Source organism: Mucilaginibacter sp., from assembly GCF_965200995.1.
GTDB lineage: Bacteria > Bacteroidota > Bacteroidia > Sphingobacteriales > Sphingobacteriaceae > Mucilaginibacter.
This window is the reverse complement of record NZ_OZ241743.1, coordinates 3,375,178-3,392,517: the sequence shown is the minus strand read 5'-3', so window position 1 is coordinate 3,392,517 and position 17,340 is coordinate 3,375,178. Positions and strand designations below refer to the sequence as shown.

The 17,340-nt window shown below is 46.1% G+C and carries 15 protein-coding genes; 10 read left to right on the top strand and 5 right to left on the bottom strand.

The window, feature by feature from the left end:
• Positions 1 to 8: 8 nt before the first annotated feature.
• A complete protein-coding gene (locus tag ACY652_RS15800) occupies positions 9 to 2,075 on the bottom strand; it encodes an HD family phosphohydrolase (RefSeq protein WP_462265351.1) in 2,067 nt (688 codons plus the stop codon).
• Positions 2,076 to 2,187: 112 nt separating this feature from the next.
• On the opposite strand from ACY652_RS15800, the gene ACY652_RS15795 reads away from it, so the two are divergent.
• The 10 genes from ACY652_RS15795 to ACY652_RS15750 all read left to right on the top strand — a co-directional run bounded on the left by ACY652_RS15795 (position 2,188) and on the right by ACY652_RS15750 (position 11,537).
• The gene (locus tag ACY652_RS15795) at positions 2,188 to 3,045 is read left to right on the top strand and encodes an SPFH domain-containing protein (protein WP_462265350.1); all 858 of its coding nucleotides are present in this window, start codon (positions 2,188 to 2,190) and stop codon (positions 3,043 to 3,045) included.
• A gap of 3 nt (positions 3,046 to 3,048) precedes the next feature.
• Positions 3,049 to 3,570 carry a hypothetical protein gene (locus tag ACY652_RS15790; protein ID WP_462265349.1) on the top strand — a complete coding sequence of 174 codons (522 nt, stop codon included), beginning with the start codon at positions 3,049 to 3,051 and terminating at the stop codon, positions 3,568 to 3,570.
• Positions 3,571 to 3,574: 4 nt separating this feature from the next.
• Entirely contained in the window at positions 3,575 to 3,745 is a 171-nt protein-coding gene (locus tag ACY652_RS15785) for a type II toxin-antitoxin system antitoxin (RefSeq protein WP_462265348.1), read from the top strand.
• A 68-nt stretch (positions 3,746 to 3,813) separates the two neighbouring features.
• Positions 3,814 to 4,992: an acetyl-CoA C-acyltransferase gene (locus tag ACY652_RS15780; protein ID WP_462265347.1), complete on the top strand. Its 1,179-nt coding sequence runs from the start codon at positions 3,814 to 3,816 to the stop codon at positions 4,990 to 4,992.
• A gap of 9 nt (positions 4,993 to 5,001) precedes the next feature.
• Complete coding sequence (locus ACY652_RS15775; protein ID WP_462265346.1) at positions 5,002 to 5,928, top strand: hypothetical protein; 927 nt, start codon at positions 5,002 to 5,004, stop codon at positions 5,926 to 5,928.
• Positions 5,929 to 5,999: 71 nt separating this feature from the next.
• On the top strand, positions 6,000 to 7,514 hold the full coding sequence (locus tag ACY652_RS15770) for a POT-type proton-dependent oligopeptide transporter (protein ID WP_462265345.1): 1,515 nt from the start codon (positions 6,000 to 6,002) through the stop codon (positions 7,512 to 7,514).
• A 47-nt stretch (positions 7,515 to 7,561) separates the two neighbouring features.
• Positions 7,562 to 8,296, top strand: a complete 735-nt coding sequence (locus ACY652_RS15765) for a polyprenol monophosphomannose synthase (protein WP_462265344.1) — start codon at positions 7,562 to 7,564, stop codon at positions 8,294 to 8,296.
• A 110-nt stretch (positions 8,297 to 8,406) separates the two neighbouring features.
• Complete coding sequence (gene ruvB / locus ACY652_RS15760; protein WP_462265343.1) at positions 8,407 to 9,429, top strand: Holliday junction branch migration DNA helicase RuvB; 1,023 nt, start codon at positions 8,407 to 8,409, stop codon at positions 9,427 to 9,429.
• A gap of 157 nt (positions 9,430 to 9,586) precedes the next feature.
• Complete coding sequence (locus ACY652_RS15755) at positions 9,587 to 10,450, top strand: polysaccharide deacetylase family protein (RefSeq protein ID WP_462265342.1); 864 nt, start codon at positions 9,587 to 9,589, stop codon at positions 10,448 to 10,450.
• Between the two features lie 436 nt (positions 10,451 to 10,886).
• Positions 10,887 to 11,537 carry a hypothetical protein gene (locus ACY652_RS15750; protein WP_462265341.1) on the top strand — a complete coding sequence of 217 codons (651 nt, stop codon included), beginning with the start codon at positions 10,887 to 10,889 and terminating at the stop codon, positions 11,535 to 11,537.
• A 123-nt stretch (positions 11,538 to 11,660) separates the two neighbouring features.
• On the opposite strand, the gene ACY652_RS15745 is transcribed toward ACY652_RS15750, so the two are convergent.
• The 4 genes from ACY652_RS15745 to ACY652_RS15730 all read right to left on the bottom strand — a co-directional run bounded on the left by ACY652_RS15745 (position 11,661) and on the right by ACY652_RS15730 (position 17,330).
• On the bottom strand, positions 11,661 to 14,216 hold the full coding sequence (locus ACY652_RS15745; RefSeq protein WP_462265340.1) for a CheR family methyltransferase: 2,556 nt from the start codon (positions 14,214 to 14,216) through the stop codon (positions 11,661 to 11,663).
• A 186-nt stretch (positions 14,217 to 14,402) separates the two neighbouring features.
• Complete coding sequence (locus ACY652_RS15740; RefSeq protein ID WP_462265339.1) at positions 14,403 to 14,669, bottom strand: HopJ type III effector protein; 267 nt, start codon at positions 14,667 to 14,669, stop codon at positions 14,403 to 14,405.
• Positions 14,670 to 14,871: 202 nt separating this feature from the next.
• Positions 14,872 to 15,993, bottom strand: a complete 1,122-nt coding sequence (locus ACY652_RS15735) for a PepSY-associated TM helix domain-containing protein (RefSeq protein WP_462265338.1) — start codon at positions 15,991 to 15,993, stop codon at positions 14,872 to 14,874.
• Between the two features lie 101 nt (positions 15,994 to 16,094).
• Positions 16,095 to 17,330: a DUF4374 domain-containing protein gene (locus ACY652_RS15730; protein WP_462265337.1), complete on the bottom strand. Its 1,236-nt coding sequence runs from the start codon at positions 17,328 to 17,330 to the stop codon at positions 16,095 to 16,097.
• Positions 17,331 to 17,340: the final 10 nt, after the last annotated feature.

Below are 17,340 nucleotides of genomic sequence, written 5' to 3'. Positions count from 1 at the left end.
ATGTGCCTTTAATAATCAATCCGCACGTGGTAGATGCTCATCAGCATCCGCTTAAAAATATCCTTAATCACCTGCAAATCTTTTAGGGTGATATCGCTGTTATTTAATTGCTGCTGGTTAAGTTTATAGGCCACAATGCGGTCAACCAAATCGTTGATGGATTGTGCATCCGGGCTTTTAAGTGAACGTGAGGCCGCCTCTACAGAATCTGCCAGCATCAGCACCCCCGTTTCTTTTGAGAACGGTATTGGCCCCGGGTACCTGAAAATGTTTTCATCAATAAACTTCTCCGGAAAGTTTTTCAAAAAAGACTGATAAAAATAATCCACCCTCGTATTGCCATGATGCGTGCGTATAAAATCAATAATCACTTCGGGCAGGGCATTGTTGTGCGCCATTTCTACCCCATTGCTCACATGCCGGATGATAATCTGCGCACTCTCTTCGTAAGGTAGCTGGTCGTGCGGATTGAACCCTGAAGTTTGATTTTCTATAAAATACAAGGGGTTCTCCATTTTGCCAATATCATGATACAAGGCCCCTGCCCTCACTAATAAAGCATTTCCGCCAATACTGTAAATCGCATTTTCGGCCAGGTTAGCCACCTGTAATGAATGCTGGAAGGTGCCGGGCGCTTTAAAAGCCATCTGGCGCAGCAGAGTTGCATTGGTATTGGTCAGTTCAATCAATGTTAAATCGGAAGTAATGCCAAATACTTTCTCAAAGGCGTAAATGAGCGGATAAGCCAGCAGGGTAAGTAAAACGCTTACCGCAAAGGGCAGAAAATCTATCCAGTCAATTGCAGCCAGGTTACCCACCCGCATAAAGGAGATACCGATAAATGCGAGCAGGTAATTCAGGGTAATCAACAGAGCTGAGGACAAAAAGGTACCGCGCTTGAGCAGTTTTTTGATGCTGTAGATAGATACCATACCTGCGGTAATCTCATAAAAAGCAAACTCAAAGCTGTTGGGCACAAAAAATCCGGCCATCATAATGACCAGCAGGTGAATGTTCAGCGCCAGACGCGTATCAAACAAAATGCGGATGATAATGGGAACAATACAGTAAGGTATATAATATAAATTGACTACCTGCACCTTCAAAGCCCATGATAACGTAGCCAGCATAGCGGTTATAACGAGTAGTATCAGCCCTACCAACCGGTTATCTTCATAAATATCCCGGCGGAATAAATACAAAAAAATTAGCAGTAAGCTAAGAACCATAGTTACCAGTAAACTCTGCCCGGCTAATACCAAGCGGCGGTCGCCATTAACACGGGCATTGTCCTCAAACGCTTTTCGGTATGATTCCAGCTTTTGGTAGATTTCGTTACTTACCACCATACCCTTAGCTACAATAACCTCTCCCTTCTGTACCATACCGCTGGTGGTCGACTGGCTGTTCAGCGCTTCTGTTTCCAGCTTTTGGGTAAGTTTGTCATCATAGTTAAGATTGCTTTGCAGCCGGTTTTGGAGCAGATCGAGTACAAACGCCTTATCTAAACCTTTATAGGCAGCCAACTGCTGGTTGGCATATAATAAAGCGGTGCTGCGTGTATATAGGTCAGCCGTATTTTTTTGCACCGCCACATTGTGATTAAGTACAGTGATGTCATAGTTTTCGCCTTTATGCTGATATTTTACATTTAGTGAAAGCAAGCCCCTATCATATATTTCCTTAAGTAAATGGTAGCCGGTAGTATAGTATAGCTGCCGTAACTTGTCTGGCAGGGCTGCATTGCGCCATTTGATCTCGAAATCGTTTTTGTATCCTTCCAACTGCTGCGGCTCCGTATAACTATTGTACTGGTAAACCGGCATAATGCTTTTCAGGGCGGCATCACGGTCGGTAAGCAATTGCATGGGCGATTTCTGGATGGAAAAGTTGTAAGGCGCTGCTAAATCGCGCTGACTCCAGATGCGGCCCTTCTCATATTCATAACCGAACTTGGCTTGTTTAGGCAGCGTAATTACAATAAGCGCAATACTGGCCAGCAGCATCAAAAACTTAATATGATGCGCATATTTTCTGAACACTGCCTTTTGCCGCGAAACGCTGAATGTTGCCATAGTTGTGTATAACCTATCAAAAGTAAAATAAAAACGGTAAAGTGAATGTTCACTTGCTTTTCTGAAAATAAGTTTGATATCTTTATGATATCAATTTAAAATCAAACTTGTCATGGAAAACGAGAAACTAATTCACCCTTCATCCGGCTATTTGTGTTTGCTTATCTTTTTTGCTTTATTGGGCGGAGCTATTTTCGCCGGTGTAACCGGCTATGTGGTTATTGCTGTAATTACTGGTATTTTCGACCTGATTTTTGTACTGCCCGGCCTCATCATCGTTAACCCTAACGAGTCTAAGGTGCTTACCTTGTTTGGTAAATATACCGGCACCGTAAAGCAGGATGGTTTCTTTTGGGTGAACCCTTTCACTACAAAAACCAAGATTTCGCTTCGCGCCAATAACCTGAACGGACAGCAGCTTAAGGTAAACGATAAGATAGGTAACCCCATTGAAATTGCAGCTGTAATTGTGTGGCAGGTAAAAGATACGGCTAAGGCCAGTTTTGCAGTTGAAAATTATGTGCAGTATGTAAATATACAAAGTGAGGCCGCAGTGCGCCACCTGGCTAATATGTTTCCTTACGACAATTTTGAGGACGAAACCGCTACCATTACTTTGCGCGGCGGCGCCGACCAGGTAAGCCAGATGCTGGAACAGGAACTGAACGAGCGACTGGCACGTGCCGGTATAGACGTGTTGGAAGCCCGTATTTCCCACCTGGCTTATGCGCCCGAAATTGCAACAGCCATGCTGCAGCGCCAGCAGGCATCAGCTATTATTGCTGCCCGCCGGTTAATTGTAGAAGGTGCGGTAGGAATGGTAGAAATGGCATTGGAGCGCTTATCTGAAAAAAACATTGTGGAACTGGATGAAGAACGTAAGGCTGCCATGGTAAGCAACCTGCTGGTGGTATTGTGTGGCGAGCGCAGTGTATCGCCTGTAGTAAATACCGGCACCCTTTATCACTAATTCATGAATCAGTTCAGAAGCTTTACGCAGGTAAGAACCAACCAGTTGTGGATGCAACGCCACGGCTTCTGGAAGCCCTGGTATGATTTTACAGAAGGGCAATTCAGCTATGGAAAATTAAGCTATGATGGCACAATGATGCGTACTGCCATTATTGAAACGGCTGATGAGCATTGGAAAATTATCCGCAAAAGTATCTGGTCGGATGCCCAGGTAATTAATAATATACAAAACCAGCCCATAGGTGAAATTAGCCGTGAAGGTTTAAAATCGAATTTCCGGCTCGTGCTGAACGATGGCTTTGAAGTTACCTTTAAACGTACCTCGATCTGGAAAGGCAATTATCATTGGGCTGATGTAACAGGACAGGTACTGGCAGAAACTACGCAGCACGCCTTTTCATCGCGCTATGTGCGGTTTAACATTGATCAGTTGCAAATGACTGTGCTACACCTGCCCGTACTACTAATTACAGGTGCGCACTTAATCAACAGAATTAATCAGCGGGCGGCAGCCGCCTCTTAAGCTTATGGCTGAAAAAAAATCTTTTGTATTACGCATTAATCCCGAAATGCTAAAAGAAATTGAGTGTTGGGCCAGTGATGAGTTCAGGAGCATTAACGGCCAGATCGAATACTTGCTGCAACAGGCCCTGCTTGAACGCAAAAAAAATACACGCAAAAAAAGCAAGCCCGCTTAATAATGCTTTACTATGCGTGCATAATAAAATTAATTATCTTGCGCCAACAGTTTTAAGTATCTTCATTTATGAAAGAAGTAGTTATTGTTGCAGCTACCCGTACGCCTATCGGTAGTTTTGGCGGTTCATTATCCTCTTTTACGGCCACCCGGTTAGGCGCCGCCGCTATTAAAGCGGCGGTAGCGCAGGCGGCCATCAGCCCTGATATAATCCAGGAGGTGTATATGGGCAATGTGTTATCGGCCGGACTGGGCCAGGCACCGGCCACACAGGCAGCCCGTTATGCTGGTCTGCCTGATCTGCCGGCAACCACGATTAACAAGGTTTGCGCCTCGGGCACAAAGGCCATTATGTTGGCAGCACAAAGCATTGCATTGGGCCATGCAGATGTTATTATTGCAGGGGGGATGGAAAGCATGAGCAATGTACCTTACTACCTTGACAAGGCCCGTACCGGTTACCGCTTAGGTAACGCCCAGCTTACCGATGGTTTAGTTAAAGACGGCTTATGGGATGTATATAATGATTATCACATGGGCAGTGCAGGCGAGCTTTGCGCCACAACCTGCAATATAAGCCGGGAAGAACAGGATGCTTATGCGGTGCAGTCATATCAGCGTGCTCAGAAAGCCAGGCAGGAAGGCTGGTTAAAAAACGAGATTACACCGGTAGAAGTAATTGATAAAAAAGGAAACATCAGTATTATTGACACCGATGAAGAGGTTGACTTAGTGAAGTTCGACAAGATACCCGGCCTCAAACCGGTATTTCATAAAGAAGGTACCATCACTGCTGCAAACGCCTCCAGCCTGAACGACGGTGCGGCAGCATTGATACTAATGAGCCGCGATAAGGCCGAAGAACTTTCCCTGAAGCCGTTAGCCCGCGTTATAGCTTACGCAGATGCGCAGCAAGCGCCGGAATTGTTTACGACTGCGCCTGCCAAAGCTATACCCTTGGCCATCAGCAAAGCCGGCCTTACACCCGAACAAATCGACTATTATGAAATCAATGAGGCTTTTTCAGTGGTAGCATTGGCAAACAATAAGGCCCTCAATCTAAACGTAGATAAGGTAAACGTAAATGGTGGCGCTGTTGCATTGGGGCATCCGCTTGGCGCATCGGGCGCACGCATTGTAGTTACGCTGCTTAATGTACTCAGGCATAACAAAGGCCGCTATGGTGTAGCCGGAATTTGCAATGGCGGCGGCGGAGCCAGCGCTTTGATTATCGAAAATTTGACTTAAATTTAATGCATGATTAAAAAGGCGGTTTGGGGATTGATATTTAGCCTGTGCTGCGGCACCGTTGCCTCAGCACAGCACACCAGCGAAAGCAGCACTGTAAAATCTTTAAAAAAATATCAGGACAGCCTTTCGCGCTTAGGGCATGACATCGTAAATAATGAAAATGATGTAGAGCGCAAAAGCGCCAACTACGCTTTTATTAAAATGCTGGTTACTGCGCTCAAACTGCCTCACTCTTATGATTTTGGGTTCGATTCATTAAAAACCATCAGCATTCTCAATTCGCCTGATCGTAAGTTTCGCATCTTTAGCTGGCCGGTGATGAACCAGGATGGCAGTTACCGCTTTTACGGGGCCGTACAGATAAATGCCGAAGGCCCGCTGCTTTTACACCCGCTTGAAGATTATTCGCCCCTATTAAAAAACGCTGAAGACTCCGTAACCAACGGCCGTAAATGGTATGGTGCCGAGTATTATAAGATTATACCGGTATATACAGCACACCCTTATTATGTGCTGCTGGGATGGAAGGGAAATAACATTAAATCTACCAAAAAAGTAATCGAAGTACTTTCCTTTGAGCAGGGCAAGCCGGTTTGGGGAAAGCCGGTTTTTGAGGGCAACAGCAAAACCCGCGACCGGATAGTATTTGAATATTCGCGGCAAGCCTCCATGTTGTTGCGGTACGTGCCTGAGCAAAACCTGATTGTTTTTGATCACATTGCTCCGCCCGACAACAAAATGAAAGGCCGAATGGAAATGTACGGGCCAGACCTTACCTATGACGGCTACCGTTTGAGCGGCGGCAAATGGAACTTTGCCAGCAACCTGGATATGCGCAATATAGGCGCAGCAACTGATATTGAGATGGAAGACCCTAAAAAGCAGGCCGCCCGCGACCGGGCTGCAGTTGCGGCATCAAAGCGCAATCATTAATGTAAATTACGTTACTACTATCACCTTCGTTCACAGTATTTATTCTATTTTCGAAAAATTTTATATTCTATATGGTACAAGAAACAAGTGTTGCTCCCGCAAAATCAGGCATTAAAATTCCAAGGGGCGTACCCTTTATTATTGGAAATGAGTTTGCGGAACGCTTTAGCTTTTACGGCATGCGCAGCATACTTGCCATATTTTTAGTAAATCAGTTTTTCAACCCCAACCATATTCCCGGTCTTACCGCGGTGGCCGAGGCCAAGTCGAATGCTATTAATCACGCCTTTTCGACACTGGTATACTTTACCCCGCTACTGGGCGCCATTCTGGCCGACTGGTTTTTTGGAAAGTACCGTGTTATACTTGCAGGGTCTATTATTTATACCATCGGGCACTTTGTGCTTTCCATGTTTGATAAATCCCTTACAGGCTTTGAGATCGGACTTTTAATTATCGCCATAGCTGCCGGAGGAATAAAATCATGCGTATCAGCCAACGTTGGTGATCAGTTCGATCATAAAAATCAGCACCTCATGAGCAGTATTTACGGCTGGTTTTATTTCAGTATCAATGCCGGGTCTACTTTCAGTATTTACTTAATACCAATTTTTTATGAGAAGTATGGTGCAGCAGTAGCATTCGGGGTTCCGGGAATATTAATGGCTTTAGCTACCATCATTTTCTTTTCGGGTAATAAAATGTATGTAAAGGTGCCGGCAAACGGCGTGAAGAAAGACAACTTCGCTTTCATCAACTTTTATGTATTAAAATCTTATTTTTCTAAAACCGGTAAAACCACCACTGCATGGCAAATGGCCGAAACCAAATATGGCGCTGCCAAGGTAGAAGCTGTGAAAGCCGTATGGAATGTAATGGCAGTATTTGCTTTCATTCCAATTTTTTGGGGAATGTGGGATATGAACAGTGCAGAATGGGCTTTACAGGCAAATAAGCTTAACCTGAGTATGGGCTTATGGGGCTGGCATATTTTGCCCTCGCAGGTACAGGTAATGAATGCTATCTTTTTGTTGATGATGATCCCTATATTTAATTATGGCATTTATCCGCTTGTGCAAAAAATGGGTATCAGGGTTACTCCCAAAGGTAAGATCGGCACGGGTTTATTTATAACCGGCTTAAGTTTTGTGGTTATTGCACTGATAGAAACCCAGTTACAGGCCGGACATCAGCCTTCAATTTACTGGCAGATCCTTGCCTTCGTTTTCTTGTCTGCCGGCGAAGTGCTGGTTTCTATCACAGGTTTGGAGTATGCCTATACGCAGTCCCCTCCTTCCATGAAGAGTACCATGACTGCCTTATGGTATTTTACTTATTCCATCGGTACATTTTTCACCACCCTGGTTAATGTAAATATTTCAAACCGGGGGGCATTTTCTTATTTTAGCGGTGCGCGGTACTTTTGGTTATTTGTATGTATCTGTATGTTCTTTGTTGTATTATTTATTTTAGTAAGCCCTTACATAAAAGAGAAAAGCTACCTGGTTGATGAGCATATTGGTGATGGGCTACCTATTCAAACTGATAAAACGCAGGAAATACATCCGGACAATCCTATTGTATAATAAAGTTTTACTTTTGTCTTTTCAACACATTATACCTGTTAAAAGGCGTGCCCGATAGCATAGTAATCATCCCTACCTATAACGAAAAGGAAAACATTGAGCGTATGATTCGTTCAGTGCTTACCCTGCCGCATGATTTTCATATTTTAATTGTTGATGATGGCTCGCCTGATGGCACCGCCAGCATAGTGAAATCCCTACAGACTGAGTATAACGGACGCTTGTTTATAGAAGAGCGCAGCGGCAAATTAGGGTTAGGAACGGCTTACATTCATGGTTTCAAGTGGAGCATCCGCCACCAGTACGATTATATTTATGAGATGGATGCGGATTTTTCACACAACCCCAATGATTTGCTGCGTATGCGGCAGGCTTGTGCGGATGGCGCCGATGTAGCTGTGGGCTCGCGCTACATTACCGGCGTAAATGTAGTGAACTGGCCGATGGGCCGGGTTATCATGAGTTACTATGCCTCTGTGTATGTAAGGCTGATTACCGGTGAAGATGTAAGAGATTTTACTGCCGGTTTTATGTGTTACAAGCGCCGGGTACTGCAAACGGTTAACCTTGATAAGATAAAGTTTGTAGGCTATGCTTTTCAGATAGAAATGAAATATACGGCCATTAAGCATGGTTTTAAGCTTATCGAAGTACCCATCATATTTACCGACCGTACCGAAGGCGCCTCAAAGATGACCAAAGGGATTTTCAAGGAGGCCGTATTCGGGGTGCTGCAGATGAAGTTTAACAGTATGTTCCGCAAGTATCCCGAAGGAGAGTAAAGGAATGCCGAATTATTGTTAAATTACACTAAATCAGGTATACTGCGTTTTACAAACTATCAACTTTTCACCTTCCGACTTTCTGAATTTTTTGCTAAATTTGTTGGTAAATGAACGAGAATTTAGACCCCGAGAAAGAGCGCCTTACCAACACGGAGCGTGATATTGAAAAAGTATTGCGGCCACAGGCGTTTGAGGATTTTACGGGTCAGCATAAGATACTGGCCAACCTGAAAGTGTTTGTGCAGGCTGCCCGCCAGCGTGGCGAGGCGCTTGACCATGTGCTGCTGCACGGCCCGCCGGGATTAGGCAAAACCACCCTCTCGCACATTATTGCCAATGAAATGGGCGTGGGTATCAAAATCACTTCCGGCCCGGTGCTGGACAAGCCCGGCGATCTGGCCGGCTTGCTGACCAACCTGGAACCCGGCGATATTTTGTTTATTGATGAAATTCATCGCCTCAGCCCGTTGGTAGAAGAATACCTGTATTCGGCAATGGAAGATTTTAAGATTGATATTATGCTGGAAAGCGGTCCTAACGCACGCTCGGTACAATTATCATTAAATCCTTTTACACTGGTGGGTGCTACCACCCGCTCCGGCTTGCTTACGGCACCGTTAAGGGCACGTTTTGGTATCAACTCCCGGCTGGAATATTATGATGCCAAGCTGCTTACCACCATTGTGCTGCGCTCATCCTCGATATTAAACACACCGATAACCGACGAAGGCGCTTATGAGATTGCCCGCCGCAGCCGTGGCACTCCGCGTATTGCCAATGCGTTGTTACGCCGCACGCGCGATTTCGCGCAGATAAAAGGCGACGGAAATATTGATACCGGCATTGCCCAGTACGCGCTTGATGCCCTGAATGTAGATGAGCACGGACTGGATGAGATGGATAACAAGATACTGCTCACCATCATCGAAAAATTTAAGGGTGGCCCGGTGGGGGTTAAAACCATAGCAACCGCTGTTGGGGAAGATGAAGGTACCATTGAAGAAGTATATGAACCGTTCCTGATACAGGAAGGCTTTTTAATGCGTACCTCACGCGGCCGGGAGGCTACTGATAATGCTTACCGGCATTTAGGTATCTTAAGGACCGGTGGCGCACAAACGCTGTTTTAATTAACTCAAGATTATCTTGTTATAATAAAAGCCTTTCACTTGAATTGTGAAAGGCTTTTTGCTGTGATGCAGCAGTGTAATTTGGCCATTAAAATTTCAGATTTACATTTGCGTTGATTTGAATTATGTTACTTTCGCAGGTAATTGTTTTATAGCTATGTCTAAAATCTTATCTGTCCTCGCCGTTGCTGCCATCGGCTTGATGGCCTGTAATTCTTCAGCCACCAATAACAACGCTGCTGACACCACCGCAGCTGATCATACTAAAGCTGCTGCTGCACAAGGCGATTCTCCCGTACAAAAAACAGGCGGTAAAAAAGCTTCCAACGAAGAAATGATGGCCCGCAAACAGGTGCCCATTGTTTGCTGGCACCAGATACGCGACTGGCGGCCAAAGGATTCAAAAGGCGCCAAAGATTATATTGTGCAGATTGCCGCCTTTAAAGACCATATTAAAATGCTGGCCGACAGCGGTTACCATACCATTTTGCCCGAGCAGTTGTATAATTACCTGGTTTACGGTTCAGCATTACCCAGCAAGCCAATCATGCTTACGTTTGATGATACCGACCTGGACCAGTTCACTGTTGCCAACCCTGAATTAAAAAAGTACGGTTTTAAGGGGGTATATTTTGTAATGACGGTATCTATAGGCCGGCCTCATTATATGAGTAAGGAGCAGATCAAACAACTGTCTGACGAAGGTAATGTGATAGCCAGCCATACCTGGGATCATCATAACTTTAAGAAATTTGCGGGCAAGGACTGGGAGATACAAATTGATAAACCCACTAAAAAGCTGGAAGAGATAACCGGTAAGAAGATTGAATACTTTGCCTATCCGTTTGGCTTATGGAACCAGCAAGGCTTACCGGAGTTACATAAACGCAGCTTTAAAGCAGCTTTCCAGTTGGCTGAGAAGCGGGATGCCACCGATCCGTTGATGACCATCCGCCGTATTTTAGACAGCGGTTATTGGAGCACCAAAACACTGGGTAACAATATTAGGGGCAGCTTCTGATTCCGGTATACCAAAATTTCATTAAAAAGCCCCGGTGTGCATAACACCGGGGCTTTTTAATGAAAAAACTTAAAGGCACACACCTGCTGAACATGGTTTTGAGTTATGCCTTTAAGTTCTCCCTCTGCTTTTCAGCGCTTGAACGGTATGGTAAGCTTGCTGTTTTCCGTTTGGCGCCCTGTTAAAACAAATGAGGTATAACCCGATCTTTGCCTTCCAGTTATGGGTGGTTAACGCCTTTATTACCCGCCAAACCCAACCCAAAAGTGTAAACCCAAAGTTTACACAATTCAGAAAAATAATCATTTAAATATCTGACATTCAATAACTTAAAAAAAAGCAGGGTTTACACTTCTTACAACTTATTTGTTTACTAAAAATATTAGCATTTGTCAATAATTTTTGCTATCATTAGCTATTAAAAAACCATATTGACATGAACATGAAAACAACCGCTTTACAAGCAAAGATCAACCAGGCTCTTGCCCTCGAAAAATTAACCTTATGGGATATTGAAGACTTTAACAAGCTCGAACGCGAGCAACTGGGCGTAGCCATCACCAAAACCCTGGCGGGATTAAAGGACGAAGAAAGGGATCGCTTTTTAGAAAAGATAGATGGCATTCTGCCTGCCGGCACAAAGCACAACATGTGGGAGGTTAACCACCAGGCAATCGGCAGCGCTATTTCAAAACACATGCGCCTGTATGGGGTAATGCCCACTAAAAGCGCCATAGCCGAACAAACAAACCTTAGCCGGCAAACCATTACCAAACACTTTAAGGAATACAAAGCGCACCCGGAGTTTGCCGCAGAGGCGGAGCAGTTTAAATTTATGTCGAACAGGATACTGGCCAGCGTATTTAAGTTTGCCAGTGATGGCGACATGAAAGCCGCCAGGCTTTATTTTGAAATGACGGGCGCCATTACTAAACAGCCCGCCGGCACGGTTGTAAACAAGCAGAACAGCTACATCCAGATCAACAACACCATACTGAGCCAGGAAAACCTGAAGCAGTTAAGCCCGGAGCAGCTGAACCAGATAGAAAGCATTGTGAACAGCTACGAGCATCAACTGGTTTCGTAGCCTGCTTCGCTTTCCGGCTACCGTTTAAACTGATTTACGGCGACGATTACAACATCAGCCATTCCGGCTTACCGCATTATAACCAAAAACTATATGGGTTGACAGGAATGGCCGCCTATTACGCTATACACCGTTAGCCTCTTCCATAGCAAGCAGAATCAGCTGCTCGTCCCCAAAGGTTTGCACTTTCCGGGCATTTAAATATAAGACGCTTTTTTGCCCGGCTTCAGATTCATTATCTACCTTAAAATTGTCCATAACGGTTTTATCGGGCAGTATATGCTCTAATAAATCCTTTAAAGGCGGCAGGTTCCATTTGCCCTTGGCAATTTCGTACAATAACCGGCCTTCCACCTCCTTTTCGGCTAACTGAAATTTGGTGTAAAAGCTACGGCTGGCACGCTGTACGCGCAGCTCCTGGTTCAAAATCAGCAAGGGATCGCGAATGGTATCTACAATGGCTTCGGTGTACAGGCGCGACCTGTTCAGCTGATCATTACGGTCCAGTAATTCTTTGTTTACAATGATGATCTCTTCATTGGTGCTTTGCAGTTCTTCCTTCGAGGTTTCCAGCTCCTCGTTCAGGCTCTGCTGCTCCTCGCTGGCAGAAAGCAGCTCTTCATTATAACCCTGTAGTTTCTCATTGGCCGCCTCCTGCTCTTCGGTAATCATGCGCATGTTGATACGGGTTTGTATCAGTTCCCGCTCCAGCTGCTCTACCCGTATGGCATTCTCATCATACGACAAATGTTCGTTACTCCGCGGCACCTCAAACATCAATGCCTGTAAACCGCTTGACGAGGCCGGCTGGAAAACCACCAAATAATATACATCGTTGCCGGCTGCAACCGGTATCACCTGTAAATTTACGGCATGCTGCAGCTCGTTAAACGTATAGGCAATTGCAAACCGGCTGGTTACCTCCTTACTCCTTTTGGCCTGTAACAGCATGGTTTGCAATTCATGGGAAATTTCCTGGCGGGCAATTTTCAAAACGTTAAAGCTCGGCTTGCCTTTTGGCAAAGTCAGCCACCGGTCTGTTTCGCCCTTAAACTGGATGATGTCAAACTTATCATTAACCAGTACGCAGGGCGGAATCAGTTTTTCCAGCATCACCTCTTCAGCAATCTTAAAGATGTCCTTCTCCTCTTCCTCCTTGCGGGAGTCGCGGTTCATATCCTTAAATAAAGTTTCACGGGCGTACGAGGCTACATCCATATAACCTCCGGACGGCCCTTTACGGCGGTATATCTTATCGGCAGTTTTTTCGGCATCAAAAATATCGGTATGCCGGCCAATCGTCTCCGATTTGCCCAGCCACAAAAACCCATCCTTATTCAGCGCATAATGGAATGTTTTCAGTGCCTTACCCTGCAAAACGGGTTCCAGGTAAATCATCACATTGCGGCAGGTAACCAGGTCGAGCCTGGAAAAAGGCGGGTCTTTTAATAAATTATGGTGCGCAAATATGCAAAGGTCGCGCACGTTTTTATTGATCTGGTAATTGCCGTCTAACTTGGTAAAAAACTGCTGTACACGGGCCTTGCTCAAGCCTTCCATTTCGGCCGGCCTGTATATGCCCGTTCTTGCTTTGTTTATGGCAATATCTGATATATCGCTGGCAAATATCTGTATCCTTAAGGCGGCAAGTTTGTCGGCAAGCACCTCGTGCAGGCACATAGCAAGCGAGTAGGCTTCTTCGCCTGTGGCACACCCGGCCACCCATATCCTCAGGGGTTCGTTGTTCTTCAGCTTCCTTTCTGTAAGCGGCGACAGAATTTCGCTGCAAACAGCATCAATAGCTTCCGGGTCCCTGAAAAAGCTGGTAACCGATATCAGCATATCGTTATACAGCGCATCCTGCTCTGTAAGGTCATCCTTCAACCTTTCCAGGTAGGCCGTCAGGCTATTGGTTTTTACAAGCGCCATCCGGCGGATGATGCGCCTTTTGAGGGTACTTGATTTATAGTTTTCAAAATTTACGCCGCGCCTGGCACGCAGCACCATCAGTATCTGCTTAAATATCTGCTCCTCCGATGCGCCGGTGTTACTTTCCTGGTCGGCCGTTTCATGAAAAGGCTGGTTAATTTCTATCAGCCGCTCCGCTATTTTGGCCGGGGGCAAAATAAAGTCTATTACACCGGCCTTAACCGCACTGTTGGGCATGCTTTTAAAAGCGGCCGATCCGCCATCCTGCGCAAAGGTTAACCCACCGTATGATTTGATGGCCTGCAACCCAACGGTTCCATCACTCAGCGCACCCGATAGCACAATGCCTACCGCATAGCTTTGGTGCACCACGCCCAGCGACGAAAAAAAACGGTCGATAACGTCGCTCCTTTTCGCAAGGTTGGTGCGCTCCTCCAGCAGCAGTACACCGTCGGTGGTGGTTACCATCTTGTTCTCAGGCACCACGTATAAGTGGTCGGGCTTAAGCTTCACCAAATCAACCGCCGACTGTACAGGAACAGGTGATATCCTTTCCAGTATCTCCGGCAGCAGGCTTACATGGTTGGGGTTGAGGTGCTGAATAAAAACGAAGGCCATACCGGTTTTTACAGGCAACGCGCCCAAAAACTGCTTGAATGCTTCCAGTCCGCCTGCCGATGCGCCAATGCCGACCACCGGAAACTGGTTAGAAGATACAATGTTGTCTGTTTTGCTTTTTGAGGTAGCCATAGTGAAGTAATCGGTATTTTTATTGGTAACGGATGCCAGATTAACACTTCATGGCCTGGTAAGTTCAGTAAATTTATGCAAAACCCTGCTGTTTATAATCAAATCAGCTAACTGACAAGGCGGTAAAATCTGAAGAGCCTGCCTGCTTTTATTTTGCAGATGTTTGGACACTTTCTCTTTTGCCGCTTATCGGGCAACCAATGCTTGCCCTTCCAGCTTGATGCCCGGCCAGCCATGCTGCATAAACTGCCTGATGTTCTGGTGATCGCTGCCTTCGGGCTGCGCCAATACGGATTGGTAATGCTCTGCAAACAAGTGCAAGGTGTCTTGCCGGTTTAAATTATGGAGTCGGGCAAACGCAAATACCCTGGCGCTGCCCTGGTTTTGCGTGGCCTCATTATACACATCGCCGTTCTTAAAACGCCGTTGGCTGGTGCCGGTACTGGGTTTCAATAAACGCAAGCACTGCTGCAAACGTGGTTGCTTTTTCCCTTAATTCCTCAGGTAATGATGCTGACTGCCCGTCCATTGATTCTATTATTAAAGCGCAAATATATACCACAAAAGCGCACATTGATGCTGTTCTGTAGCAATGTGCGCTTTTGTGGTATACGGTGAGGTACTTACCTTGTAAGCCATCTCGAATAATCAGTTGTTATTTTTTGCCTAACCAGATAATTAAACCGGTTACGGGTAAGCTGGCGCATACGATACAGACCAGAAAGGCAATAATTTTTGTGGGGATGCCGCCTGCAGAACCTATATGCAGCTCGTAGTTGAGGCGCATTACCTGCTCGCCGCGCTCCCGGGCGGGCGGCAGGGCCTTGTTCAGTTTTTTCAGGCTCACCTGCTCATAAGTATATACCTGCTCTCCAATGCGCTTACCGGCATCGGGCGTTATACTGAAACGCCAGACACCGGCCTTTCCATACGGATAGCTGATGGTTAGGTATTGGTGATCCATATCTGTGTGCTGCGTTACCAGTTGATTGAACAGCTTGTCCTCGTCGGCTGCGGCCAATGCCGGCCTTATCAGCGTAGAGTCAGACAGCAGCGGTGCCGACTTCTCGCTTTGGCCGCCCGAGGCGCTCCAGTATACCGCTTTGGAAAACCACTGCATACCGTACACCATACCCGTTAAACCTAATATTAAGGCGATAAAAAGCGAATAAAAGCCAATAACGTTATGTAAATCGTAGTTTACCCGCTTAAAATTGCCGTTCCATTTAATTAAAAAGCTACGCTTGCGGGTGTTTTTGGTCCACCGTTTGGGCCACCACAATACCAGGCCGGTAATTAAGGTGATTACAAAGATCAGGGTAGAATAAGCGACCACAGGTTTGCCGATGGCCCTGGGCAGCCACAGGTTGTAATGCCCCTCCAGCATGATGCGGTAAAAATCATCCTTTAAAAACTGGCGGTACAATATTTTGCCGGTATAGGGATCTACATATACCAGCTGAAACTTTTTGGGGTTGCCATAATAAGGCACCACCGCCGACCGATTTTTACCCTGATACACCACTGCTGAAACCCCGGGTAACTGATACCGCTGCATTGCGGCTTCCTTTAGTTTCGACGGAGGCAAAAAGGCTTTACCGTTTGCCGCTACCGTTTGGTAGGACTGTAACCAAACGCGCAGTTCCTGCTCAAAAACCAGTGCTGCACCGGTAAGGCTAACAATTATGACTACAATGCCGGTAATCAGCCCGAGCCACAAATGCAGCCAGGCGGATATCCTGTAAAATAATGATCGGTTCCTGCTTTTCCCTGCCATAGGTAATGGTAAGCTTATAATTAAACTTTTGTACTCAATAGAATTAAACAACAAGAGCCTGATATATCGCTATAATCAGGCTCCCGAAACACAACAGGTTGTTATTTCATACGGGCGATGCCGCCCAGAAAGGTTCCCTGCAGGGTAGCGCCTTTGGTTGCCGTTGCCGTAGCAATATCAGTTTGGTAAATGTTTAACACGCCATTCACCGTAACGGCGCAGTATACCTTACCGTTGTCTAACAGCGCCGCAAAGCTCCGGCCGCCGTTACCGCTGAATACGGGTGAGTTGGTAACCGGCGTAATGGTTTTGGCATTGAGGTCGACAATGGCTAACCGCAGGTAACCATCGCCCCAGCGGTCGGCTAAGGTTGGCACTTTGTTGGTCATTTGGGCAAACAACTTACCGTTGCCGATATAAATAGCATGGGCTATTTTGCCGCCATTGGCAGCTGCATCGGTGTTGAAGAAATAGGTTGCATCAAAATCGGTTGCGCCGGCAGCAATTTTTAAGATACCGCCGGGTTTGGTAGACTGGCTGTAACCATTGGCATAGCTGCTGGTTGATACCGCGTACAGATCGCCGCTTTCGGTTTTGAACAAGCCTGAACGGGTGTTAAACGCACCTGAAGGGCCGGTGCGGGTATCCTTAATCACCTTTTGCTTTACGAAACCCGGATAACTGTAGATAGCTACATAGTTGGTATCGGTGTTTTGGGTAGCATACGTAGTTGCACTTACCGGGTAAAAAGTTTCAAACGCCTGGTTGCCGCGTATTTGCAGGCCGGTATGAAAAACCCAGTCCTTATTGCTGGGGTAAATACTGTTTACCGGTACGCTGACTTTGCTGGCCGCAGTGTTGGTAGCCACATCAACCGTATAAAATTTAGCATCGGTACCCACCGTTGGGCCTGTAGGTATGGAAACGCCCACCATTGTTTTACCGGTTCCGTCGGCATCAATCAGTTCGTTGTTCGGTAACTCAAACGTAAGGCCGGTCTTGGTGGTCAGTTTATCGGAAGCATCCAGGCTCAGGGTGTTTACATCGGTAATACCCAGGCCGCCGATGCTGTAAAACTTACCGCCGCCAAAAGCGTAATCCCGGTAACCATCCTGCAATATACCATTATTGGTAAGGGAGATGGTACCATTCATCAGATCTGTGGTTTGCAATACATAATTGGTGGTGGCTGTAGAAGTGGTAACCCCTACCCCTAAGGCATATACCGGCCCGGTTGATGGCGTATTGGTGTCTGTGCTGCTGTTCTTTTTGCAGGAAACAGCGCCAACGGCAAGGCCCGAAAGTATGGCCACGTTAAATAGTTGTTTGATATTCATAATTAATTTG

Excerpts from the sequence above, each read along its gene's own strand:
- ACY652_RS15800 (WP_462265351.1), bottom strand. The coding sequence starts at position 2,075 with ATGGCAACATTCAGCGTTTCGCGGCAAAAGGCAGTGTTCAGAAAATAT.
- ACY652_RS15795 (WP_462265350.1), top strand. The coding sequence starts at position 2,188 with ATGGAAAACGAGAAACTAATTCACCCTTCATCCGGCTATTTGTGTTTG.
- ACY652_RS15790 (WP_462265349.1), top strand. The coding sequence starts at position 3,049 with ATGAATCAGTTCAGAAGCTTTACGCAGGTAAGAACCAACCAGTTGTGG.
- ACY652_RS15785 (WP_462265348.1), top strand. The coding sequence starts at position 3,575 with ATGGCTGAAAAAAAATCTTTTGTATTACGCATTAATCCCGAAATGCTA.
- ACY652_RS15780 (WP_462265347.1), top strand. The coding sequence starts at position 3,814 with ATGAAAGAAGTAGTTATTGTTGCAGCTACCCGTACGCCTATCGGTAGT.
- ACY652_RS15775 (WP_462265346.1), top strand. The coding sequence starts at position 5,002 with ATGATTAAAAAGGCGGTTTGGGGATTGATATTTAGCCTGTGCTGCGGC.
- ACY652_RS15770 (WP_462265345.1), top strand. The coding sequence starts at position 6,000 with ATGGTACAAGAAACAAGTGTTGCTCCCGCAAAATCAGGCATTAAAATT.
- ruvB (WP_462265343.1), top strand. The coding sequence starts at position 8,407 with ATGAACGAGAATTTAGACCCCGAGAAAGAGCGCCTTACCAACACGGAG.
- ACY652_RS15755 (WP_462265342.1), top strand. The coding sequence starts at position 9,587 with ATGTCTAAAATCTTATCTGTCCTCGCCGTTGCTGCCATCGGCTTGATG.
- ACY652_RS15750 (WP_462265341.1), top strand. The coding sequence starts at position 10,887 with ATGAACATGAAAACAACCGCTTTACAAGCAAAGATCAACCAGGCTCTT.
- ACY652_RS15745 (WP_462265340.1), bottom strand. The coding sequence starts at position 14,216 with ATGGCTACCTCAAAAAGCAAAACAGACAACATTGTATCTTCTAACCAG.
- ACY652_RS15735 (WP_462265338.1), bottom strand. The coding sequence starts at position 15,993 with ATGGCAGGGAAAAGCAGGAACCGATCATTATTTTACAGGATATCCGCC.
- ACY652_RS15730 (WP_462265337.1), bottom strand. The coding sequence starts at position 17,330 with ATGAATATCAAACAACTATTTAACGTGGCCATACTTTCGGGCCTTGCC.